15 protein-coding genes, 1 other RNA gene and 1 pseudogene are annotated in these 24,477 nt (G+C 47.1%); 10 read left to right on the forward strand and 7 right to left on the reverse strand.

Annotated elements, in window-relative coordinates; all coding sequences use genetic code 11:
* Window positions 1-20: 20 nt before the first annotated feature.
* The 7 genes and pseudogenes from HV350_RS06080 to qatD all read left to right on the forward strand — a co-directional run bounded on the left by HV350_RS06080 (window position 21) and on the right by qatD (window position 11,885).
* A complete protein-coding gene (locus tag HV350_RS06080; protein WP_094909260.1) occupies window positions 21-4,979 on the forward strand; it encodes an AAA domain-containing protein in 4,959 nt (1,652 codons plus the stop codon).
* Window positions 4,979-6,526: a hypothetical protein gene (locus tag HV350_RS06085; RefSeq protein ID WP_054626374.1), complete on the forward strand. Its 1,548-nt coding sequence runs from the start codon at window positions 4,979-4,981 to the stop codon at window positions 6,524-6,526. Before HV350_RS06080 ends, HV350_RS06085 begins: the two co-directional genes overlap by 1 nt.
* A gap of 256 nt (window positions 6,527-6,782) precedes the next feature.
* Window positions 6,783-6,926 (forward strand): annotated as a pseudogene (locus HV350_RS06090) (IS3 family transposase); the annotation flags it as partial.
* A 220-nt stretch (window positions 6,927-7,146) separates the two neighbouring features.
* On the forward strand, window positions 7,147-9,021 hold the full coding sequence (locus HV350_RS06095) for a P-loop NTPase fold protein (RefSeq protein ID WP_054626373.1): 1,875 nt from the start codon (window positions 7,147-7,149) through the stop codon (window positions 9,019-9,021).
* Window positions 9,022-9,025: 4 nt separating this feature from the next.
* Complete coding sequence (gene qatB / locus HV350_RS06100; RefSeq protein ID WP_054626372.1) at window positions 9,026-9,898, forward strand: Qat anti-phage system associated protein QatB; 873 nt, start codon at window positions 9,026-9,028, stop codon at window positions 9,896-9,898.
* Entirely contained in the window at window positions 9,895-11,151 is a 1,257-nt protein-coding gene (gene qatC, locus HV350_RS06105) for a Qat anti-phage system QueC-like protein QatC (RefSeq protein ID WP_247754098.1), read from the forward strand. Before qatB ends, qatC begins: the two co-directional genes overlap by 4 nt.
* Window positions 11,151-11,885: a Qat anti-phage system TatD family nuclease QatD gene (qatD, locus tag HV350_RS06110; RefSeq protein WP_054626370.1), complete on the forward strand. Its 735-nt coding sequence runs from the start codon at window positions 11,151-11,153 to the stop codon at window positions 11,883-11,885. Before qatC ends, qatD begins: the two co-directional genes overlap by 1 nt.
* Window positions 11,886-12,238: 353 nt before the next feature.
* Here qatD and HV350_RS06115 read toward each other — a convergent pair whose 3' ends face one another.
* Complete coding sequence (locus HV350_RS06115) at window positions 12,239-14,065, reverse strand: hypothetical protein (protein ID WP_103284127.1); 1,827 nt, start codon at window positions 14,063-14,065, stop codon at window positions 12,239-12,241.
* 100 nt (window positions 14,066-14,165) lie between these two features.
* Here HV350_RS06115 and HV350_RS06120 point away from each other — a divergent pair, with 100 nt between their 5' ends.
* The 3 genes from HV350_RS06120 (at window position 14,166) to HV350_RS06130 (ending at window position 16,903) form a co-directional block, all read left to right on the forward strand.
* Window positions 14,166-14,396 (forward strand): AlpA family transcriptional regulator, encoded by a 231-nt coding sequence (locus HV350_RS06120; protein WP_054626367.1) that lies wholly within the window; start codon window positions 14,166-14,168, stop codon window positions 14,394-14,396.
* A 27-nt stretch (window positions 14,397-14,423) separates the two neighbouring features.
* Window positions 14,424-15,938 carry a DUF3987 domain-containing protein gene (locus HV350_RS06125; RefSeq protein ID WP_054626366.1) on the forward strand — a complete coding sequence of 505 codons (1,515 nt, stop codon included), beginning with the start codon at window positions 14,424-14,426 and terminating at the stop codon, window positions 15,936-15,938.
* Window positions 15,939-16,222: 284 nt separating this feature from the next.
* Entirely contained in the window at window positions 16,223-16,903 is a 681-nt protein-coding gene (locus tag HV350_RS06130) for an inovirus Gp2 family protein (protein WP_094909254.1), read from the forward strand.
* Window positions 16,904-16,988: 85 nt separating this feature from the next.
* On the opposite strand, the gene HV350_RS06135 is transcribed toward HV350_RS06130, so the two are convergent.
* From HV350_RS06135 to HV350_RS06160, 6 genes are all read right to left on the reverse strand, one after another.
* Complete coding sequence (locus tag HV350_RS06135; RefSeq protein WP_224376444.1) at window positions 16,989-17,336, reverse strand: hypothetical protein; 348 nt, start codon at window positions 17,334-17,336, stop codon at window positions 16,989-16,991.
* Window positions 17,337-17,755: 419 nt separating this feature from the next.
* A complete protein-coding gene (locus tag HV350_RS06140) occupies window positions 17,756-18,997 on the reverse strand; it encodes an integrase (protein ID WP_094909253.1) in 1,242 nt (413 codons plus the stop codon).
* A gap of 203 nt (window positions 18,998-19,200) precedes the next feature.
* Window positions 19,201-19,564, reverse strand: a transfer-messenger RNA (tmRNA) gene (gene ssrA / locus HV350_RS06145).
* Between the two features lie 72 nt (window positions 19,565-19,636).
* On the reverse strand, window positions 19,637-20,800 hold the full coding sequence (locus tag HV350_RS06150) for an HlyD family efflux transporter periplasmic adaptor subunit (protein WP_137380066.1): 1,164 nt from the start codon (window positions 20,798-20,800) through the stop codon (window positions 19,637-19,639).
* Window positions 20,801-20,807: 7 nt separating this feature from the next.
* Entirely contained in the window at window positions 20,808-22,994 is a 2,187-nt protein-coding gene (locus tag HV350_RS06155) for a type I secretion system permease/ATPase (RefSeq protein ID WP_181630018.1), read from the reverse strand.
* A complete protein-coding gene (locus HV350_RS06160; protein WP_046275995.1) occupies window positions 22,991-24,400 on the reverse strand; it encodes a TolC family outer membrane protein in 1,410 nt (469 codons plus the stop codon). The genes HV350_RS06155 and HV350_RS06160 overlap by 4 nt, the downstream gene beginning before the upstream one ends.
* Window positions 24,401-24,477: the final 77 nt, after the last annotated feature.

Here is a 24,477-nt window from a genome sequence, read left to right on the forward strand (position 1 = left end):
ATAGTGGTGCAGGAGAAAACGTGAAGTATCAGATAGTAGGTGGTGCAGGCCTGCACCGCAGCGAAACCAAAACAGTTGATATGATGGTTAAGCAGTTACCAGATAGTTGGTTTGGCTATGCTGGCTTGGTTGTTACTGATAGCCAAGGATCGATGGAAATCGATACGCTAATTATTACTGCTGACCGGCTGCTATTAGTCGAGCTTAAAGAGTGGAATGGTAACATCACATACGAAGGGGGTAAGTGGCTGCAAAATGGTAAGCCACGAGGCAAAAGTCCCTATCAGATCAAGCGTGAGCATGCACTGCGACTAAAAGATTTGTTGCAGGAAGAGCTATCTCGTAAGTTGGGTTACTTTTTGCATGTTGAGGCTCATGTAGTGCTGTGTGGCACTGCAGGTCCTGAGAACTTGCCATCAAGTGAGAGTCGCTATGTTCATACCCGTGATGAATTCTTGACTATAGGCAACCCCAAAAATTACGAAAAGCTGGTGCAGGACACTAACTTTTCTCATCTTTTTGAGGGGGGAAAGCCTCGGCCAAATTCAGATGAGGCATTACCGATCATTAAGTCCTTCTTTGAAGGCCCAAAAGTCAGGCCTTTACCACTTAAAGAAAGCGGTTATCTTGCGAACGATAAGCCATTCTTTAGTCACCCTCACATGGTCTACAACGAATTCAGGGCTACCCACAAAGACAATAGTCAACACAGAGGTCTGCTGCGTCAGTGGAACTTTGATGCCCTGGGTGTGGCAAATGCAATGCAAACATTATGGTCTGAGATAGCGCTGCGTGAGACTCGAGTCGGTCGCTTGGTTCGTCATGGCAGTGCAACTATGCAGGATTATATGTTGCGTGCGGTAAGGGAATTATCCGAGGAGGATATAACTGATGATGCCCGTGAGCTGTATGAATTACGCCGTAGTTTTAGCCGATTGGATGAGATACTAGATAGCGAAGCTGACGGATGGAGTAAGTCTGATCGTATTGATCGCGTTCGTGCATTATTGGCTCCATTCTCTGAATTACATAGCCTAGGTATCGGCCATTGTGATATTGACCCGCACAATCTATGGTACGCAGGGGATCAAAAGAGCATTGTCGTTACTGGTTTTGGCGCAGCCTCGCTGGAGGGACATAATAGCCTAGAGGCATTACGTCCGACATTGCAAAGTGCTCCATATACTCTGCCCGAAGATGCTTTTGAAGAAGCAGTTGAGCCCTATCGCCTAGATGTATTCATGTTGGCTGTAATTGCTTATCGTATTTGTTTTGCAGGCGAATCGTTACTGACTCCTGGACAGATGCCTGAATGGCGAGCTCCATTAACTGATCCTTTTAGCGGCATTTTAAATAGCTGGTTTGAACAAGCTCTTAACCTTGAGCCAAGTAAACGCTTTCCACGTGCGGACATAATGCTCAATGAGTTTAATGCGGCTACTAAGGAACATAGCCAAGAATTTGATGAAGCTAACCAGATTTATCAAGAGTTAAAGCAAAACAAATTCTTTCGCGAAGGGATGAACAGCGTTGGTGTGTTAATTGAGTTTCCTCCGCTTCCTGAACAGTTGCCTATGGTTTACCCTGCGCTTGCTGCCATTGCTACGACTGGCAGCATCAGTTATCACTGTGAACAAGGTGGGAAAGCCCTGCAGGTAAAATTGTGGGATGGCGTGATTTTGAATCCTCAGCAACCTGGTGTTAACCGCCGTATCCACGCTTTTAAGCAGCGAATCGATAAGCTTACGCATATAAATCTGCCAACTCCTAAGGTGCGTTCCTGTGGACTATTAGGACAAGGCGGCTTGTATGTAGTGAGCGAGTATGTGGATGGTCTACCGTGGTCACAGTTTATTGCTGAGAACGTTTTAGAACAATCCCAACGTTTCACAATTGCGGAGACGTTGATCAACACCATTCATGCTTTTCATGAAAAACAGTTACCTCATGGAGATCTTTGCCCAGAGAAACTGCTGGTACAAGTCGGGGAGCAGACAGCAATTACTCTGATTGGATTGCTTGAATTCAGTGATGAATTAACTGCAGATAATCGCTACCAGCCAGATAATCCTGAAAGTACTGATGCTTTTGGGCGAGATTGCTTTGCAGTATATCGTATGGTGGAGGAGCTATTTAGTGAAGATATGCCAGTACCGGTGCAAGCTGAGTTAGAACGTGCAAAGCAAACCGTTGACGGTATACCTATCGCGCTCGATCCTTTGCTGCAGTCACTTCGAGCACCGGAACAAGCTGAGATTAAGCAAGTTGTGGAGTCTGAGTCACAGGATAATGTAATTCCTGTTTGCTGGGGCGCAGATGATTGGCCGCAAGAAGTGAAGCTTCTAGAACAAAATGATGGGATCTATCATTTTCACTGTAACTGGTCAGCTAACCCACGCTTTGCGCATGAATTGCGTTGTAACATCACTGGCCTAGGTGAGCGGCTATTGGTAGACCTGGATCCTGATAATCGCACTATTAATAGAATAGTGTATAAAAAAGGATTATCGATCGAAGAAAGTATAAAGGCTGGTAAATATTCCCAAGCTAAAATTAATACTCAACTTTCATTACAGCGTGGCTCACTTAATCAGCGCAATACTTTTATTGAACTACTGTTTAATCTCGAGCCAGTAATTGACGCCATCATTGAGCGGGCTAATCCTAATCAAGAGATGGATGAAGATGACTTCGATAGTAGTGAGTCAAGTCCAGTTGAGTTGTGGCAGGCATTGTCTGACACAGAAGTAGACCTACGAGATATAGTCAACATCGATTCAACTGACTTTCAGGAATCACCAAGTGGTTGCTTACTCTACCCATATACTACGGAATCCGGTGCTGACCTCAGCTTTGAACTTGATGATAAGATCATTGTTTATATTAAAGATAAGCGTGAATCAGTGCAGTTAGGGGAGTTGCGACTAAGTGAGACTACGCCGAATCTATTGGCTATTCGCTTTGATTTCGATGCTGCTCGTAAGCGAATTAGTAGCGGCAGCCAGCTACAATTGGAGTCGATCCGTGACAAATCATCAAGAGAGTTGCGTCAAAGAGCCCTTCAACGAGTAATTGAAAACAAAGCAGAGATCCAGCATCTGCCACAGTATTTTGATTACCACCAGAAACCCTGCATGCAGCAAATGCAACCGCGGCCATCCGCGGAGACATTACGCGAGCTTTATGATCAGCCTGGACAACGTTTTAATGAACAGCAGCTCATGGCGTTTCAACAGTTGGTCGAGTTGGGACCTGTTGGAGTTCTGCAGGGACCGCCAGGAACAGGTAAAACAACCTTTATTTCAAAATTTATTCACTATCTGTATCAACATTGCGGTGTGAATAATATTCTTCTGGTCGGCCAATCCCATGCGTCTGTTGATAATGTTGCCATCAAGGCTAGAGAGCTCTGCCATACAAAAGGAATGGAACTGGATACAGTACGTATTGGTAATGAACTTATGATTGATGAGGGTATGCTAAGTGTTGCAACTAAAGCTCTTCAGCGACAGATTCAGCATAAATTTCACCGTGAATATGACCTGCGAGTTAGCTCCCTAGGAAAGCGTCTAGGGATGGCTCCATTATTAGTCAAACAGTTATGTCAGTTACATCGTACGCTGAATCCCTTGATGGTGACATATGGCCAATATAGCCGTGAGCTGGATAAAGTAGAACAGACAAAGAGCAGTAGTATTAGTCATCAAGAGCGACTGACTGAATTATTAGAACAAAGCAATCAGCTTAAACTGCGAACACAAGAAATTATTAACTCAATATTCGATGACAGCTTGCTGAAAACTCTCGTCTATGATGAGACCTTGATAAGACAGTTGGCTGAGCAAATTGCCATACAATGCAGTTATAACAATCCAGAGAACCTTGAACGTTTTCTGCAGCTATTGGAAATGAGCCAAGAGTGGATGGATGTATTACGCGGCGGCGAGGCTGGGTTTGATCGATTTATGTTCAAAAGTAAGCGATTGGTTTGCGGAACTCTTGTTGGTGTTGGGAATCGTCGACTAGAGCTAGCTGAGTCTAGTTTTGATTGGGTAATAGTTGATGAGGCTGGCCGAGCACAAGCTGCTGAATTGATGGTAGCGCTGCAATCAGGCAAGCGAGTGTTGCTGGTAGGGGATCATAAACAATTGCCACCATTCTATCATCAACAGCATCTTAAGTTAGCCTCTAAGAAGTTAGAACTCGGGAAAGGGATCTTTTACGAGTCTGATTTTGAACGCGCTTTTAAAGCAACAGACGGCGTAACACTCGATACTCAATATCGAATGGTAGAACCAATTGGCGAGTTAGTATCGGAGTGCTTTTACGCTCAAGATATCGGTAAACTGCATTCATCGAGGAAAGTCTCGCCAGATTGGTATTCCCAGTTACCAAGTCCTTGGAACAAAACTGTTACTTGGATCGATAGTTCGAGCCCTAATGAAGCAGGTGCAGAAGAGCATAAGGGTAATGGCCGTTACTATAATCAACGAGAAGTCCGGCTACTGTTAGAGGCTTTGCAGTCATTGTCGAGCGATGACTGCATTGCACAGCTTGAGCAAACTATTACCACAGAGCAGCCATATCCTATTGGTATAATCACAATGTATCGTCAGCAAAAAGAGGAAATTGACAATGCTATCAGTCGGGCTGAATGGGCTGCATCGTTACGTGGTTTGATTAAGATCGATACCGTTGATTCATATCAGGGCCAGGAGAACAAGATAATTATCCTCAGTCTGGTTCGCGATAACCCCAACAAACTACAAGGTTTCCTGCGCGATGCGCCGCGAATAAACGTTGCTATTTCGCGAGCTCAAGAAAGGTTATTGATTCTGGGAGCTAGGCGTATGTGGTCAAAGACCAATAATGATTCAGCACTTGGAAACGTTCATGAATTTATTAGTAAACAGGTTGCCGTAGATGAACCCAACTACCAAATCCTGTGTGGTCAAAGTCTGCTTGGAGATAACAACTAATGTCAGAACCACGTCTGGGTAATCTGATTACCGTTTTACTACCTGCGCGTAGTTACAAGATCAACTGCGCTTTGACCACTGAAAAACTGATGCCTGGAATTGAACAGTTTGCATGTCGCTTGCTGCTGATTTTTGATCAGCTCTATCCCAGCGAGTTACAGAATTACTTTGGTCTAACCGATCGTGAGCGAGAGGTATTGCTTGATGGCTTGCTGGCTAACAGACTGATCAACATTAACCCTGATGGGCATATTGAGGCTAGCTCATTCCTACGTAAGCATGCAGCTAGTAATGGTGGGAAGCCAAGTTTAGTTAAGTATCAAGAACGTACGGAGGAAGTGGCATTCGATCTATTAACTCTTTCGATATGTAAACCGCAACCGAATCGTCGTTTTACTTCTGGACTGCCAGAGCTATTGCCTCGGCATCAGATCGGGGGAGATGCTGCTGCGGTAACAGAGGCTTTTAGCTCCCAGTTTCGCCACCATCTTTTGCTCAGCCGCAACAGCGAGTATGAGCGTCAAAGGACTAGATTATATAAGATAATGGGCTGTAGTTCGCATGAAATGGTGCAGCTCCCAATAGAGATAGAGGTTAGCTACGATGCTTCTGCTGGTAGCATTGAGCCGCAGAAATTTACTCGCTCCTATGAATATTTAGGTAACACCCGACTGCCGCTTTCAAACGAGCTGGAGGCTCATATCGCAGATTTTTTGGGAGAACATAAACTAGATGAATTTGGTATCGACTGTGAAGATTTCTGTAAACTAGCAAATGATAAAGTGTTGTTACAATTTGCTAATGGTTATAAGTTCGACTATTCCGGCTGGATAGAGGCTCGCGAACAACGGAAAACTGGCTACGGTACTTCATTGACTACCGGCATGTTAGGGGCTGTTTATTTGCCGCACAACTCTAAGCTGTTCATTAGTATGTTGCATAATGCATTACGTGATTATGTGGGTAAAACAGCTCCAAAAGCGCTGTGGTATAGCAGTAAAGTACCACTGTGGGGAGCTAATGGCAGTCAACTTTCGCGTTTTAATCGCGATCTAGGCGATATACTTGGTAATTATGCCGATGATAAGATTGCCCGCATTTCGCTTTTACACCCAAGCGCTGATGAAGGTGAGAAACGTCAAGAACGTAAGCGACACTTAGGTCGTTTTCCTACCGGTATTGGCCTTACTTCAGAGGCTAAGTTTGATCGTTTGGAGATCCTCTTAATTCCTGATGTGATTGCTTTGGTGCAATACCACGGTCAACCTAATTCTGATAGTGCATTAACCCTGCCGATTGGTTATATAACCGTTGAGCCAGAGCGTTTAGAATTACTTAAAAACCTAATGATTAAGCGAATTGAAGGGGTTGTTGCAACCATCAATTGGTCTGAATCAAAACTTGAAAATTTAACTTCGCTATTACCTGTTGAGTTTCTGATTAAACTGAATAAGAAAAGTGGTGAAGATGTGGATGCTGCAATACAAAAAATGCAAATTGCTAACCGTGCTGAAACCGCACGGGCAATTTTATCGCTGCGCAAGTAGCATTTATATTGCAGCGAATAAATTTTTCTAGGTTGCTATGAACTAGCTAAAGGACAAAAAATAGGTGAGCGGCGTTATTCATGTCAAATGAGATAATGCTAAATTGATAGGAATTTATACCCCTCCGACCATTTTGAATGGTCGGAGTTAATTATGCTTTTTTTTAAATAAATTGAGCTTTCGGTTTGACCTGCCCCCGGTGTAAGCATACCTGTTTTAGTTCCACGCACTTTTTGAGATTTCCGGGTTCCTGATGATATGCAGGCAGGGTAACGCTTGGAACCATAAGCGTGTTCACTGGATTTACTGTCTGCAGAAACTGAGTTTTCGTCGAAAAGGAAAGCAACGTCTGCCAAGCCGTAGCCCGGCACCACTGGCTACGCCAGAAGCGCTTAACCAGAGTGAGGTAATCCCCCCGTAGAAGGCCATGGAAGTCACTCTAAAATTTATGTTTGTAATGAATTTGAGTTCGACAGCAATTATCTACCTTATCCTAATAAAAACCTTGCAAATAGAAAGGGAACTTGCCCATATACTATAAATTCGGTAGCAGGTGTCGGGTCGAAGAACTTTCTGAGATTAGTAAACAGTTGTTTTGAAGAAAAATAATTGGGGACGTTATGTGGCATGACAATGAGACAACCGTTGATTACGTTAATTTTCGCCTAGTAGCAAAAGCATGTGCGGAGCTCATTCAAGATACCGGTGGGGAGCCAATCTCGATTGGGATCTCGGGAGGCTGGGGCGCAGGAAAATCGTCACTTGTACGGATGATCGCATCTGAGTTATCGCTGGAACAGACTGTCGGAGTGGGAATTGCCTCTGAGGAACGACCAAAACATGTAGTGATAACTTTCAATCCATGGCTTTACCAAGGCTTTGAGGATGCACGTACCGCGCTGCTACAGACGGTTGGAGATGCAGTACTTGAGGCTGTAGTCGCTCAGAATAGTGGACTTTTAGGTAAGGCAAAATCCCTCGTCAAGCGCATTAATTTTCTACGGTTGGCTCAACTTGGTGGAGAAGTTGCAGCCACTTTGATCACAGGGGTTCCGGTCGGTCTTATTGGAAAAGTTGTCGAGGCTGGAAAAGGTGCATTGCAGAATGAATCACTTAATGAAGGCATCGCAGTCGCCAAAGATGCATCAGATGCTACCAAAGGACTCTTGAACGAAGCTAAACCCGTTTCGCTGCCAAAAGAAATACAATCCTTTCGGGAAGCCTTGGAAGAGCTACTCGTCGAGCTGAATATCACGTTGGTAGTCTTTGTCGATGACCTTGATCGATGCCTACCTAAGACTGCTATTTCAACGCTCGAGGCTATTCGGTTGCTACTGTTTCTGCGTCGAAGTGCATTCGTCATTGCCGCGGACGATGTGTTTATTCGTGGAGCCGTCCGTGTCCACTTTGCTGGTACTGGTTTGGATGACGATATCGCAACTAATTATTTCGACAAGTTAATTCAAGTTCCATTGCGAGTACCAAGACTGGGCGCTAACGAGACTAAAGCATATACCGCGTTGCTATTTTTGGAACGTGCTCACCGCAGCGGACAGCTGAAAACCGAGAGTTTTGAGAAAGCTAAACTCAGCGTAGAAGCTCGACTACGAGAAACTTGGACGGGAAAAACCGTTGATCTTGCATTCCTCGAAACGCTGGTGGAAAAGGAGGATGCTGAGTTGCTCGACCTAATGGGGCTAGCTGAGAGGTTGGCTCCATTACTTTTTAGTGCAAGTACAGTCCAGGCCAACCCACGACTGATTAAGCGATTTCTTAATACCGTGTTTTTGCGTAAGACATTAGCTAAACCACAAGGCATTGATGTGGATGTACAAATTCTGGCTAAGTGGCATTTGCTCGAGCGGTGTGACGAAGCTACGGCGAATGCATTGGCAGAAAAGGTTTCGGCCGAAAACGAAGGCAGAGTCAGCATTCTTCATGACGCAGAGATGGCAGCTAAAGACCCGGATAATACGCTCCCCACCCTATTTGGAGATAAAGAGTTTGTTCGTGAGTGGCTGCAGCTTAAACCTCTGCTTGGTGATATGGATATGCGACCAATATTGCACCTCAGTAGAGATAGCACCGTTAGGGATTTTGGTGCCGATGATCTGAACGTAGCAGGTAAAGCATTACGTGATGCGTTGGTGGCAGCCCGAAATTCGAACGAAGCATTAAAACAGCAAATAATGGATGCTGGTGAACTGCAGTCTGGTCTTGCCATGGCTCGCGCCTGGGAAATTCGGCGACCAAACCGTTTATGGCAAAAGGCCGAAGAGGTCTTGATGCTTATCGAGGTGTCTCATATTCACCCAAGTACCGGGGCTCGAGCCGCTGCACTCATTAGTCAGGCACCTATTTCTCAGCTCGCCCCAGGCTTGGTTTCAGCTTTGACAGAGTGTAGCTGGGCGAAAGATGTTTTATCTAAGTGGGAACGGGACGAACAGATTCCGAAACCTGTTAAACGTGCAATTGAAAACGCAAGGAAGAAATAAATAAATGGGTACCTCGACCTCAAGCGCAGGAGCCGGTTCTGGCGCATCATTTGATCCACCATGGCTAGATGATGCTGAAACTGGCATTGACTCTAGCCAGGCAGACAAACCTATATCACCAAATCCAGCTCCCGAAGATGGCTCTGATGGTGCAAATGACAGTGACTCGGAGAATGACAACACTACACCGCAGCATGTAGAAAGTCCGGCGGCAGCGCCAGCGGGTCGTTATCAGGAAGCACGAAGGGCTCTCACGGGTTTCGTGCAATCTGGTAGTGGATCTGATTTACGGCGAGGTATTTCGAGTTTCATTAAAAAAGGTATGGGCGGCTCAGTAAAAGCGGCGAGTCGTATGCGCACCGGCGCTATAGCTTCTGCTTCATTAGGGGGCTTTCTGGCAACAGCCCGAGATGGGACCGACCCTGATATCGATGCGTGGGTTGCTTCGGTAAAACAGAGAAATCTATCTGCCCATGATACTGCACTAGAAGTTGTACAAAAGCTGCTGCCCACGGGTGGAAGTATTGACGAAGAGTCAGCCAAGCATGCAATGAATCAGGCCATCTCTCATCTTTATGAAGTAGATCCCACTGCTGATATCTTCAATCTTGCGGATGACCAGATTGCCAATGTAATGGCATTCACAGTGGCGTACGATGTTTACAACCGGGTTCAACTTGAACTCGGAAGGGTTTTTGAAAAGCTAAAATATGTACCCAGCGTCATACAACAGAGATTAGCACAAGTGCTTGACTACATTATGGTTGTTGTTAACAAATCGATGGAAAAGGTACGTTCTGGCAGTACTTCACATTCCATGCGAGAAATTGCGACTTCGGCGTTACAAGACGCCCTTACGGTGTTCTCTGAATCATGAAAATTCTTTGCTCAAGTATCAATTCGCTACCCCAAAATGTGCCAGTAGGCACTCGTGCATTCACCTTCCTAGAGGCATCATCACGACCCGGCATTGGACGTATTGCCTCTGGTTGGCTGCGTAAGCTAGAAAGTGCTGGCTATGCCCCATCGATCCCAGTGTGGGATTTCATGCTTTTTTGTTTTGCTGTTTATGCCTCAGATGTTGCTGTTCTTCGCAAAAATAGTGCTGATGGTTGGACTCGCCAAATTGAGCTCGATATTACACTTAATGATCCAGTTCCTTGGGAAGCAAATAAAGCTATTGCAGAGGAAATGCTTCGAGTTCTTTCTGGTGACTTTTGGACGCTGCACTTCCTGCCTGGCGGCCCAACACCACCAAAAGGCAATCACAGAGAGTGCGACCGAGATTGTGTGTCACTACTTTCTGGAGGCCTTGATAGCCTGATAGGTGGTATAGATGCAACAGCAGCAGGGCGTAAACCAATTTTTGTGTCACAACTTGCTTTTGAAGATTCTGCTCGGCAAGTTGCCTATGCTGATGCACTAGGTGGAGGCGACTGGCATCAACAGTGGAGTCATAAAGTCGTTTTTAGTGGTAAAAAAGAAACATCGACCAGAGCTCGCTCAATGGCGTTCTATGGTCTTGCTGTGCTCGCTACATCATTGTTAGCGGTCAAAAGAACCGAAATATTGGTACCAGAAAATGGATTCATAAGTATCAATCCTCCATTGCTTCCGGGAAGGATGGCTAGCCTCAGCACAAGAACAACACATCCACAGTTCATGACTTTCCTTCAAAAATTACTTGATGCCGTTGGCGTCAATGCTCAATTGTGTATGCCCTATCGGTTCATGACGAAGGGAGAGATGTTGGCACAGTGTGCAGATCAAACACTGCTAGCAAGATTTGCATGTGATTCGACAAGTTGTGGTCGTTTCCGTACCTACAACCGAACACACTGCGGTCGATGCGTGCCATGTATGGTTCGTAAAGCTGCGATTCAGCGTTGGGGTATTTCTGATACGACAAGATATAAATTCACCAATCTGTCGTTGGCAGGAAAAGCAAATGCTGACGATCCAATGGCAGTGGCTTGTGCTGTACTCGCCGCCGAAAAAAAAGGGATTGATGCCTTCCTAGGGGCCACACTAGCCTTTGCGTCAGCTGCGGATCGCCCTCATTATCGTCACGTTGCTGAACAGGGTTTAGCTGAGTTAGCTGCCTTGCTTCGAAGGGACGGTATAATTTGATGGATTTCCACTGCCACTTAGATCTTTATCCGAATGCCAAGAAAGTCTACATCGAAGCATTGCAGCGAACCGAATTTGTATGGCTGGTTACAACTAGCCCAAGAGCATACGCTGCAACTTCGAAAGTTCTGGCTACCACTCAGAAATGTTTCATTTCCCCAGGCCTACACCCTGAGATAGCAGATAAAAAACATAGCGAATTGGAAATGTTGCTATCACAAATGGAGGATTGCACTGGTATTGGCGAAATTGGTCTGGATGGTTCATCACGGTGCAGGCCGTACTTTGAACTTCAAAAGAATATATTTAAAGCCATTGTTGAAAAGTGTGTAGGACTAGGTGGGCGAGTTCTCAGCATTCATTCTCGGGCTGCAGCCAAGGAAGTTTTAGATATTCTTGATGTGAATCCTGGGTTTGGCACAGCGGTTCTTCACTGGTTTACCGATTCACCTTCCGTCCTTCGAAGAGCAGCCGATGCCGGCTGTTGGTTCAGTGTTGGACCAACAATGATGGAGTCTGCTAATGGACGTAAGCTGGCAGCACTGATGCCACGTGATCGAGTGGTCCCAGAGAGCGATGGACCATTTGCGAAAATGCGTGGTGCGCATGTAATGCCATGGGAGGCTAATACTGTAACAATTAAATTAGCTGAGATATGGAATATATCGCAAGATGAAACATCGTTTTTGCTGAGATCGAATGGCTTACTTCTAATGAAACGTTTAGGGCTCTAATTTTTTAGCATTACACTGAGTGTGGCTTCTTGACCTGAACAAAAGCATCATACTACGTCGGAAGTGGACGGATATAATTCTATTGAAACAAAGAAAAGCAATTGAAGAGACTCATCAGACGTTTGGGTATTTCCAGCATATCTTGCTGGATATGCCAGCTTACCCAGGTACTGTTAGAAATACAGAACGTTAAACCGATGAAGTGTTTTGAATTGCCGATAGTGGGAGCAACTCGTCTTCTCCTGAATGAGTAATCTAATGTGTATTAGCTTAGGCCAAAAGTGTGTATATTGCTTCCTGGCAACTGCTACAGCTGCTACGTGTAGCAGCTGTAGCAGGGGAGTCATAAAGCATCATTTGCTTTTTCGGACTGCGCCAGCGCTTTTCTGTTGACGTCTGGTCGTTTTTCCCTTCTTCTTAAATTCCCCCTCTCTACGTATTTCTGATGCAATCCTCAAAGCCTCACATATCTTTCCCCGAAGACGTCTTGGCTTTTCTGTTACTCCGGAAAATATCCTGATGTGTCCTAGTTCTTCTCCAGGGCATCTCAAATAACTAATAAAAACATTGATGCTACTCAGGAAATTATAAAGTGTGCATTTATCAAGTACGCCAACCAGGTTTTCATTCAATTCACGAGTTGTTAGTGTTTTATTTTTCACTATAAGCCCGGCTAGTTCATTACTGTCAATGCTATCACCTGTTTCGCGAATAAGGATATTTAATTTACCCAGCGCACATTCTATTTCATCAAGAATCCCGAATATAGCTTGTGGACACTCATCAGATAGTGAATCTTCAGATGAATAACTTACCTTTCTTATCAGGTGGTTGTACATTTTTATTGCACGCATGATCGTCATGTTATCTGCGCATAATACAAGATTACTATCAGTTTCTCCCTGAGTTACAGCAATAAGTTCGGTAACAGCACCTTGATTGCTCAAGGTGCTGTTTATCACGGACAGTAATGTTTTGTTTCTTATTTTTTTTCTTTCCAGTTTCACTTTTAATGCCAGTTTGATAACTGAAAAGGCTGAGGGCAGGTAACCAATCGGTAATGTAGTTAATGGGATTTTGTTTATAAGTCGGAATGCTTCATCTGTTTTATCCTGACTGAGAAAAATGATGACTTGCAAAAGTTGGAAGTAGGGTATTAGTACATCTGAGTTAGATGCGGATTTGAAACAAGATGCTATTTCGGCTAAATCCCATTTAGAATATTTGGTGTTATTCCTAGTGTTAAAAATAAGCCATTTTAATTCGTGTACATAACGATACGGTTTTTCCTCTATAGTTACCGAAACGGGCCGGATAGCCATATTATAAAATGGAAGAGTAATGTAATGTAACAGTTTTTCGTCATACCCCTTAGAGTAGATATATCGACACAAAATACCATAACTATTGTTATAATTAATGCCATTGTTCACTGTGTGTCGGTAATGCATGGATACCGCGGTGACTGCTGAGGTCTTGCGTTCGAATGCAAGCAGCACGTTAAGCGACAGATAAGCCCTTTCAATTTTATTTAAATTTAGTGAGTTGACTTTTATGTTCTTTTCAGGAATGTAGCTTTCATTATACTCTGAACGGCAATCTTCTATTACTCTCTTTATAGTCGCTTCCTTCTGTCCACTACTTGCTTTAATATTATTAATGAAATTAATAAGTGATGTCAGATGATCCGTGTAGTGAAAATCAAGTGTGCGAATATATTCCCGTAGATATTCTTTCACTCCTGCATAAATCTTTCTTTTATCAGCTCTTTCGTGTGGGCAGTGTGTGCTGATCAAAAAACGATGAATATGGTAATAGAAATGCATTTCATCATCGGGGGGAAGAGAATTATAGACGTCTAATGCTACTATGGGAGGCAATGCGACCTGAAGGTAGCGCTTTGTGATTTGGCGATTATCTAGATGAGAAAAGACCGGAATATGCATTAGCGCGTTATATAGTTGCTCGTATTTGTAAAAAACTTCGCGTCTTTCTTCGAGGCTGAAGACTTCATTGCTGTCAATTATTCTTATTACATCGTTATAGCCTTGATCAAAAAAATTCTGATGAAAGGAAAAACTGCTGTTTCCACGCACTTCACGCCGTTCGTCATCCTTTTCAAACAGGCCAAAGCACTGGTAAAGACGATACATCATATCAGCAAAAGCATGAGTCCCCACGTTCCCTCCGGTTGGTTTCCGTTTTATGACGGGGACAGTATCTCAGATGGTATGAGAGAGTTCGAGCGCTGACTAAGACGTCCAATAAGGGGAACTAACAATGTTAAAGCCATGCGAACAAACGAACCATTCTAACCAGCCTCTGCGCATTCTGCGTATGGCTGAATTGACGGCACTCCTGGGAATATCCCGATCCAGCATCTACGAGAAATTGAACCCAAAATCCCGTTACTACGATGCTGATTTTCCTAAACCGATCCGGCTTGGGGCTGCATCTGTCGGCTGGCGCTCTACCTCTGTAGACGAGTGGCTCGCTTCCCGAACAGTTTAATTTTTTTACCAAAAAAAGGATGATGCAATGAGCAATAAATTTAAAAGCAAAATTAATCATGAACTTAACCTGAAGTTTGACATACTACCACGCCACATCAGGTATTGGGCTTCGCATTTGCACTACATAACTGGAGTGGCTATCGAAATAATCCTTGTTACGTTATTAGCCTTTTTAGGGCTGGCCTGTCAGGATTTGTACTGTGTTCAGTTAAAGAATAAACAGCGATTTCCTCTGGCCTTATATCTGCTGCTGCTTTCAAGATCTGGCAGTGGAAAATCAACAATATTCAGATTGTTGAAGGACCCTTTTGCACAACAGGAACGGGAGTTTGAAGATACTTATCGTGCTGAGCTTAAAGCATATGAGCGAAAAAATATTCTTTGGGAGGCAGAGTTTGAAGTATTAAACAGGCTTTATAAAAAGACTCTGAGCAAGGGTGAAGATACTACCGAAACGGGTAAGGCGCTTGAAGAGTACATTGGTCGAAAGCCGGATAAACCAGTAAGAAAGATCATTATCACAACGAATCCGACAAGCGAAGCTCTCGCAAAAGCAATCGGGCTAGAGTATCAAAATAAGGCGCTTTTTAATGACGAGGCAACAGCAGTATACAAGGGGAGTGTGTTCAACAACCCCGCGCTTCTCAATACATACTGGTGCGGAGACAAAATCACGATAGACAGGGCATCCAGTGAAAGTTTTGTTATTGAAAATTATGTATTTTCATGTTTTTTAATGATGCAACCTCAACCTTATAACAATACCAGCAGACAGAAAAGAGTAAACATCAGAGAGACTGGATTGCAGGCGCGTACACTGATGATAGACATGGAGCAGATTACTACACCGTGCATCATCAGTGACCATTATACTCATAGTGAGTCAGTGCTTTCTGAATTGTACTCAGTGATAACGCGGCATTTAAAAGCGGGTGTGAGGCGAAGAGAAAATGATGATGAGTTAATAACACTGACGTTGACCCCGGATGCTCAGGAGCTATTGGGTGCAACTTCGTTAAGTTTGCAGCAAAAGATGAAACCTGGAGGCTCCTTGTATCACTACGATGATATAGGTGCTCGGATTATAGAGCAGGGGCTCAGAATGGCAGGCATTTTTCAAGTTTCTGGTGACCCTGATTCGACAATAATAACAAAGGAAAATTTGTTATCAGCTTTGAATCTGATGGACTGGTTTGTCAATCACGCCATCACAAAAATTGATTCTACAAGAGAGTTGAGTGATGAAGAAAAAATATTATTCTGGATGGAGTCGCGCCTTGTTCAAAATGGTTCTTATAATTTCAGTAGAAATGTCATGATCAAAAATGGACCGTTATCAACCAGATGCTCTGCGCGCTTGATGCCAGCATTGGCTAAGCTTGAATCTAAAGGAAAGGTACAATTATACGAAGAAGCAGGTATAAATTATGTCAAATTTACCGGTTCAAAAATGCATCCTGTCGAACTGGCAGAGAAAACTAACACACCCGTATACCTGTCTGGATCACTGGCAATGAGCAAGCTTGTTAAGCCTGAATAACTTCAGAGTAATATTTATTATTTATCAAGGGGTTACCTTGTTGGCAATCCCTGGCTGGTTGCGGGTTCGACTATCGCGGATAATATTTTTTCTTAGCTTAGCTAGTCGGTATATGTAATATACCTCGTATATCTTGTTAACATATACGTGTATACCAGTTAACTAACCAGCCCTATATGACAGATACCAGCAGAGATAATACATCCCTGCAAAGGGACCTGTACGCCTAATTACATGGGTAGCCTACTGCTACCCACTAACAAAAATTACTTGAGTAATTTATTATGAGATCACCTAATGAGTTATCTGAAAAAGGATTTGAATCCCTTCTGCTGGATGCAGAAAATAAATATAGATCCCGGATGTCGCGATATATGCTTCGTCGCTCGCTTGCGGTGGTATATGATTTTCTTGAGAAGAATAACCGCATATTCGCCGTGTTTGCTGTCTTGAGATTTGCTCAGTCCCATGCTGCCGATGAACCTGATTTACCATTGTGTTTTCAAAGAGATGATGAGAAGGCTATCACCCGAGCCTTAGACTCCCTGAAAAGCCAGCTACGGGCTGAGCACCTGCGTTCAGGCAGGGCTGGTGAACCTGCATTACCCGCTTATATCTGGGCCCGAGAACGTAATACCAGCGAACATCCCCACTACCACCTAGTTCTGTTGTTTGACAGAGAGGTTTATGCTTATCTCGGGAATTATACCGAACCTGATGCTGATAATATGGCGACTCGTATTCAGAAAGCTTGGTGCAGCGCTATTGGACTTGATTATCCCGATTACGCCAGTCGGGTTCATTTCCCGAAGAACCACACAGCCTGGTTCACACGACACCACGCATTAACGTTAAGCCCTGATTATTATGACTTCCTGCTACGGGTCGCTTACCTGGCAAAGAACAACACCAAACATTTAAGTGACGGTTACCGGAACTTAGGCACAAGTCAGATAACGTCATAGCCACTGTAAGGCCAGTAGAACCTCAGTTGCAGATTTGCCGATATAAACGCAGATCTGCACTATTATCCTCGTTCTATGTTTACCATCAGCCAACAAGCTGGCGATAATCACATTCCATCTCATCGACGAAATCGTCACCGATTGTCGGAAATCCAAAGATTAAACGTTCCTTCCCTTGAATTCTAAATAAATTATAGAGATAGCTGTCCTTTCGGTGAGCGACGTGAACAGGCACAAATGGCCTGCTTCTTACGATATCTTCGTTTAGTTTACTGGCGTTGATGATGTTGTATTGGTCCCCAGTGATATCAATAGCGTAATCCCCCACTTCCAGCCAGTAGTGAGTTATCACGCCATTTTTACCGGTGGCTCCTGTGACACCCTTCAATTCCAGCTCGGGCCATAATTGCAGAAAGTGGAAGGAAAGCAGCATTGAGCAAAGCCTGCAACTCATGACAGGAAAGTCGTGAGGTATGAGGTAGGTTGTTGATGGATCACATTTTTCGAGTAGCTCTCTAAATCTACTCGCCTCTTCATGTGCAGCCCGAAGGGTAAACAAAATTTTTCCCCTGATTTATTATAATAGTGTCTGGAAGTGCCCGTACCAATGGAAGGCTGGTTTATCAGGTATTAGAGGTCGCAGCCAGAACATAATCTCCCATGTCTGCATCATTTGGCGTCATTCAACAAGTCTGTACGATTGCAGGCTGCTTCACATTTATTTCTGATAGTACGAGCCAATGCTCTTCCGGTCAAATCATGCATGTAGCCCAAGAAATAAGATATTTTAAAACAGGATTGCGTCATTACCACACACTCCTGTTTTTTGCTTTTGTGGATTAAGAATTTCTCCTATCCAGTGAGCTTTAATGTTGTAAATTCAACTTCAGTGAGGCTACCACTATCTGCCTTTTTCACAAAGTCAGCCCACCATTGCATCATTGGACGACGTTGCTCTAGGTAATCGCTACGATTATAAGCTCGCCGAACCTCATTTTTGTCAACATGAGCCAATGCTGCTTCAATAACATCAGGTGGAAATCCCTGCTCATTGAGAGCAGTGCTGGCGATAGAGCGTAAGCCATGAGAAACGAGAACGCCTCCCAATCCAGCACGCTTAAGTGCGGCATTCACTGTTTGGCTGTTCATCGGCTGGGTTGGTTTGATGCGACTGGGAAAGATAAATTCTCGGCCACCACTGAGAGACTTCATCGTTGCAAGAATAGCGAGGGCTCCATCAGACAATGGAATCGTATGCTCCCGGTTCATCTTCATTCGAGCAGCAGGAATTTTCCATTCGTTGGCATCAAAATCGATCTCATCCCATCTCGCTTCAGAGGCCTCGGCTGGTCGGGTAATGGTGAGAAGCTGCCACATGAACAAGCACCGCGTTGACATACTAATGCTAGCCGTACGCATAGTTTGCATTAGCTGTGGTAGTTGCTCCGGGCGGATGCTTGGCATGTTTTTCTTTTGCGGTTTCTCGAACGCTTTTCCGATATTTACACTGGGAACTGCATCAATCAAGCCTGTGTTCTGCGCGTAAATCATGACTTCATTAATACGCTGACAAAGGCGTCGGACTGTCTCTAATGCACCTCTGGCCTGAACCGGCTGCACTGCTTTAACCAGAGTATGAGCCTTAATCTCAGTGACACTGATATCACCGATAGCTGGGAAAACATCTCTCTCAAGCGAGCGCCAGATATCGTCGGCATAGTCCTCTGTTACGCTGGCTTTCTTCACATTCCACCAACGCTCGGCAACTAACAGGAAAGTATTGGTTTTGGCCTCTTGAGAATTTCTCGCCTGTTCTTTCTGATATTCTTGGGGATCAACGTCTTTCGCCAATAAAACTTTAGATTCGGCTCTGAGTTTACGTGCATCAGAAAGCGAGACGGCAGGGTAGGCTCCGAAGCTTTGTTTGGTTCGCTGCTTGGTCAGAGGCCGATAGTAACGGAACTGCCAGAGCTTACTACCGCTGGACTTGATTAGCAGAGTAAGCCCGTCACCGTCATACAGCTGATAATCGGCATCTTTAGGTTTGGCAGCTTTGATTTCCGTATCGGTTAACGGCTTGGTTTTTCTTGCCATGGGGAGTCTCCCTGCGTTTAGGCCCAACGAAAACAATAGAGCTTTTCGTTGGGCCTATCAATGGGCCTAAAAGGTTCGGATTTAATTAGTTCTCTTCGGACTACGCGGGACAAATTGCAGGCACAAAAAAGCCCGCAGGGCTTGCGCCGTGCGGGCTCTTAGGACTTCATCGGATGACTCTGGTAATCACCGATGGAGAATTTTGGTGGAGCTGGCGGGAGTTGAACCCGCGTCCGAAATTCCTACATCCTCGGTACTACATGCTTAGTCAGTCTTTACATTCGCCTGGCACCTGCGGACAGACACGCCACTACCAGACTAGCCTGATTAGATTTAACGCTTCAACCCCAGGCAGGGCCTCCACGCGATCTCTTTTGGGTTTGACCTCTCTTTGATCCCCGTCTTAAGAGCGGAAGCTAGGGAGAGAGGGCTCAGAGCAGGTTATTAAGCTGCTAAAGCGTAGTTTTCGTCGTTTGCGACTATTTTTTTGCGGCTTTTTACGAGGCCAACCGCCCCTCGGCATGCACCTTGGGTTTCGCGAATCCCGTCGAATCCAGAATCAGCCCCAATGTGTTAGAGCAAGTATAACAGACTTGTGACACGCGTGACCAGCCCCCGCAACCCCTAATCCTCAAGGATTTACCGCTCACGCAGCGCTTCTTTTGCGCGATTAAACGGTTTGATTAAATAGTCGACGATGGTTTTTTCACCTGTTTTTATATCCACTGTGGCAATCATTCCCGGTACGATGGAGAAATGGCGTCCCAGTTTGTTCTGTAAGAAGTCCTGATGGGTGCGGATAAACACGCGGTAGTAGAATATTTCCGGTTTCACTTTGTCCTGAATAGTATCCGGGGAAATAGTTTCGACTACGCCTTCCAGACCGCCGTAAATCGCGTAGTCATAAGCGGTTATCTTCACCAGCGCCCGCTGGCCGGGGTGGATGAACGCGATATCGCGCGGAGACAGGCGGGTTTCTATCAGCAGATGATCGTCCAGCGGTACAATCTCCATCATCTCGCCATTGGGCGGGATAACGCCGCCAATGGTAGTGACCTGGATGTTTTTCACAATACCGCGCATCGGCGCGCGCACGGTCAGGCGGGTGACGGAATCCTCGCGTCCTTTCAAAATAGCCGCCAGCATATCCACTTCGGCATTGGCTTTTGACAGCGCTTCCCGCGCCTGCACGAAGTATTGTGAGCGCAGATCGGTGATTTTTAATCCTAAATCGCTTTTTTGTCGTTGCAGACGCAGCACTTCAACGTGGCTGGCGGCACCACTTTTTTCCAGCCGTTGGGTTATGGCCAGCTCTTTATTTACCGAGACCAGCGCATCCTGCAGTTCTGCCATAGAATCAGCGAGCTGCGCGCGACGGCTTTTATACAAGCGCGTTTCGGAGGCGATGAGATCCGGCCAGGCGCGTAGTGAAGCGGGAAAAATGAGCGGCAGATCGTTAACTTCGGCATTGAGCCTTGCGCTGGAAGCCAGTGAGGCGCGATAGCGGGCGGCGCTCTCCCCAACGTTGGACTCAGAGCGAGTGGGGTCGAGGCGCGCGACAATCTGATTAGCCTGTACTTTATCTCCTTCGCGTACCGTGAGCTCGGCGAGAATACCGCCATCCAGCGACTGCAAGACCTGCTCGCGCGAGCTGGGGATTACTTTCCCGCTGCCGGTCGAGACTTCATCCAGCTTGCCGAAATACGCCCAGATACCCAGGACGGCAAACAGCAGTGTGCTGAGCAGAATAATGCGGCTGGCCCCGGAGAAACGGTGCTCGCGGCGGATATCGAGGTCGTCCATGGCAGCGTCATGCGGATTGGTTTTCATTTTTCCACTCCCGACCGTGAGTAGGGGCTGGTGCCCGGCTCGCATTCAGCGCCTGCGCTTTCGGGGCATCCATGACCAGTTGACCTTCTTTTAACACCACTACGCGCTCGACCAGCTCCAGAACCGGCACGCGATGGGTGGCGACAATCAATGTTCGGTTGCCCAGCCACTGGTTCAGGCGCTGAATAAACTCTCGTTCGGTATGTTCATCCAGCGAGGCGCTGGGTTCGTCGAGCAGCACGATATTGGGCGATCGCAGCAGCATTCTTGCCAGCAGGATCGACTGCCGTTGTCCACCGGACAGACCGTTGCCGCCCTCCATAATGGGGTGCGCCAGCCCTTTGGCGAGTTGTTTAACAAAAGCCGCCGCGCCGCTGACCTCCAGCGCTTCGAAGATCTGCGCGTCGCTGGCATGCGGTGCGCCGAGGGTCAGGTTCTCGCGCAGGGTGCCAAAAAACAGCCGCGCATTCTGACTGAGAAAACCGATATTGCGGCGTAAATCGGCCATATCGATCTGCGCCAGGCTCAGGTTATCGAGTCGGACATCGCCCTGGATAATCTCCACGCCGCCCGCCATGGCCTGTAGCAGTGTTGATTTCCCGGCGCCGTTACGCCCGAGGATCGCCACCCGTTCGCCGGGCATGACCTCCAGACGCGAGATGCGCAGCGGAACGCGTTGATCGTCGCTGTGGTAGCGAAAGTGCGCGTTTTCAACCAGATAATGGCCGTGAAAAATCTCCTGATGCACCCGGTCTTCATCGTACTGCGTTTCGGTGGGAAGCTGCATGATGCTGTCTAACCCCATCTTCGCCGCCTTGACCTGCTGCCAGCGGGCCAGCACGCCGCACAGGTTCGCCATCGGGGCAATCATTCTGGAACCGAGCATCGATGCGGCCACCACGGCCCCGGTGGTCATTGTGCCTTCAATGACCATCGGCGCGCCGAACATAATGATGGCGGCGTAGACCAGGCTTTGTACCGACATGCCCCAGCCAATCAGCCCCTGAGTCAGCTTGCGCGTGCGCAGCCCGGACTCTCCGGTAATACGGATGTAGCTGTTCCACTGCTGTAAAAAGCGGTTTTCCGCCTGCATCAGCTTGATATCTTCCAGCCCCTGAACGCTCTCGACCAGCACCGCGTTGCGCAGGGTGGATTCATGCGCTGCCTGGTTGGCGAGTACCGCCAGTTTCTTCTGTAACAGCAAACCAGGCAGGATCATCAGCAGGGCCGCGACGGGGGCTATCCACGCCAGCGGCGGGGCGATAAAGGCCAGCACCACGATAAACAAAAAGAAAAACGGTAGATCGACAATCGTCGACAGGGTCGAGGAGGTGATCATCTCGCGAACCTGTTCCAGCTCGCGCAGTTGAGAAATAAAGCTCCCCGTCGAGCGGGGAACGGCGCTGTTGCGCAGCCGCAATGCGTGGCTGAACACGCGATCGGAAATGCGCATATCAGCGCGTTTGCCGAGCAGGTCCATTATGTGGGTACGCGCTTCGCGCAGCAAAAAGCCAAACAGCACCGCCACCAGAACGCCGGTGGAGAGAACATACAGCGTTGGATAAGACTGGGCGGGGATCACCCGATCATAGACCTGCATCGAAAAGATAATCCCGGCAAGCGACAGGACGTTAATCAGAAAGGCGGCAACCATGACCGGCAGGTAAGGGCGGATGTCCTGTAACACCAGTTCGCGCATCCAGTCGGGCCTGAAGCGCGAAATATAGCGGTCTACCCGACTGTCCTTCAGCGCTGACAGCGGGCGCAGCGCAGTAATGCTCACGAGCTCCGGCAGAAGTTCTGCAACTGTGAGTCGGTTACGCTGGCCCTCTTCGGCGATGATAAAAACATCCAACGCATCTTCACCGTTGAAATGTTCTATCACCATCAGTTGGCCGTCGCGCAGTTCGGCCACCACCGGCAGACGCCACTGGCCGAACGCCTGCGTGGCGGTATCCAGCGCATGAAATGACAGCCCCGCCTGACGCGCCAGCTGCGACAGGGCCATAGCTCGGCTTTTTCCCGCAAACCACGGGGCGTTGGCCTGGATTGCACCGGGCGAACAGGCAACGCGATAGTGGCTGGCAATATGCGTCATTGCCTGCGCCCACTGGCTCAGGGCGTGTTCGCCAATCGCATCTTCCGCATGTGTATCGACGTCGCTCATAGCTTTATCTCCACCGATTGAATACTGCGGTTATTTAAGGCGAACGCCTGGCGAAGCGAGCCGGTGTTATAGAGGCAGTTCAACTGGAGCTGGCGCAGCTGGTTTTGAGTCTGGAGTTCAGCAAAACGGGCCTGATATACCTCCTGCTCGGCGTTAAGCACGTCGAGCAGTGGGCGTGACCCGAGGTCCAGATACTGCTGTTGATAAAGCTCGCGCGTTTGTTCACTCAGCCGTTGCTGGCGACGCAGGATCTGCAGGGCAGTGGCGAGGCTCATCGCCTGGCTGCGGGATTCCAGTAATTTCTGCCGTACTTCAAGTCGGGTACGCTGGATGGAGTACTGTGCAGACTCTACCGCGTGACTGGCGGCGTTGCGTCTGGCGGTGAGTCCGCCCCCCTGATACAGCGGCATCTCGACTTTTACCCACGTGGAGTACTGGGTTTTGTCGAGCACCTCATGGCTGGGGTATTTGTCGTTGAGATAGTGCTGAACCGACGGCTCCAGGGAGATAGTGGGCGTCATCTGCGCGTTGGCGTAATCGAGATTTGCCTGGGCCACATTCGCCTGCGCCCATGCCGCCAGCACCGCGGGAACCAGCTTATCGTCCGGTTTGACCACATCACAACTGCTGTCCAGTTTGACCGGAAATTCGTTGCTGATGCCGTTAAGCGAGTTCCAGCCGAGGAAGCTCATCAGCGTTGCCTTGCTGCTGTCGAGATTGGCCTGATACTGCGCCAACTGAGAACGTGCAGACTCGATACGCGCATCGGTTTGCACCACGTCGGATAGCGAGGTTGCCCCTTCATCATTGCGTTGACGGGTCAGCCGACCAATACCGTTCAAGGCGCTGAGCTGCTCTTCGGCGGCGTCCACCATTTGCTGCCACGTCTGCACCTGGACTATCGCGTTGGCGGTTGCATGGGCGATGGTATCAATACTGAGTAATACATTCGCCTGCTGTTGTGCGGATCCGGCGGTTTCAGCGCGGACCTGGCTTGCCACTTTGCCGAAGTCGTACAGCATTTGCGACACTGAAATAACCAGAGCCGGGCTAAAGCCGTGATCGGTATAAGTATTGCTGTAACCGTTGTTCATCCCGGCAGAAACCTGCGGGTAATATTTTGATTTCGCCACATCGATCTGCTCATTTTGTGAGAGCAGTTTGCCGATGGATTCACGAATAGAAGGATGCCAGCTCACGGCGCGGCTCACTGCGTCGTTGAGCGTCAGGCTGCCGGGGGCGGCGGCGCTCAGCGGCAGATCGGCAACCGCGCCGTCCAGCGAGGGCAGCATCTGGCTGGTGGCCAGGCCTTCCGGCGTAATAATTTGCGGTTCATCTTCGGCATTCACCCGCAGGGTACAGAGCGTTAATGCCAGCAGTAAGGCAACAGGCGCGACATTTCTCATAGTTTATCCCTTACAAAATACGGCAGCGACGACTGTTATTGCCCCGGACGTCATGGCATCCGGGGCTGTAGTTATGG

It is taken from the genome of Citrobacter sp. RHBSTW-01013, from assembly GCF_013781985.1.
Lineage (GTDB): Bacteria > Pseudomonadota > Gammaproteobacteria > Enterobacterales > Enterobacteriaceae > Citrobacter > Citrobacter braakii.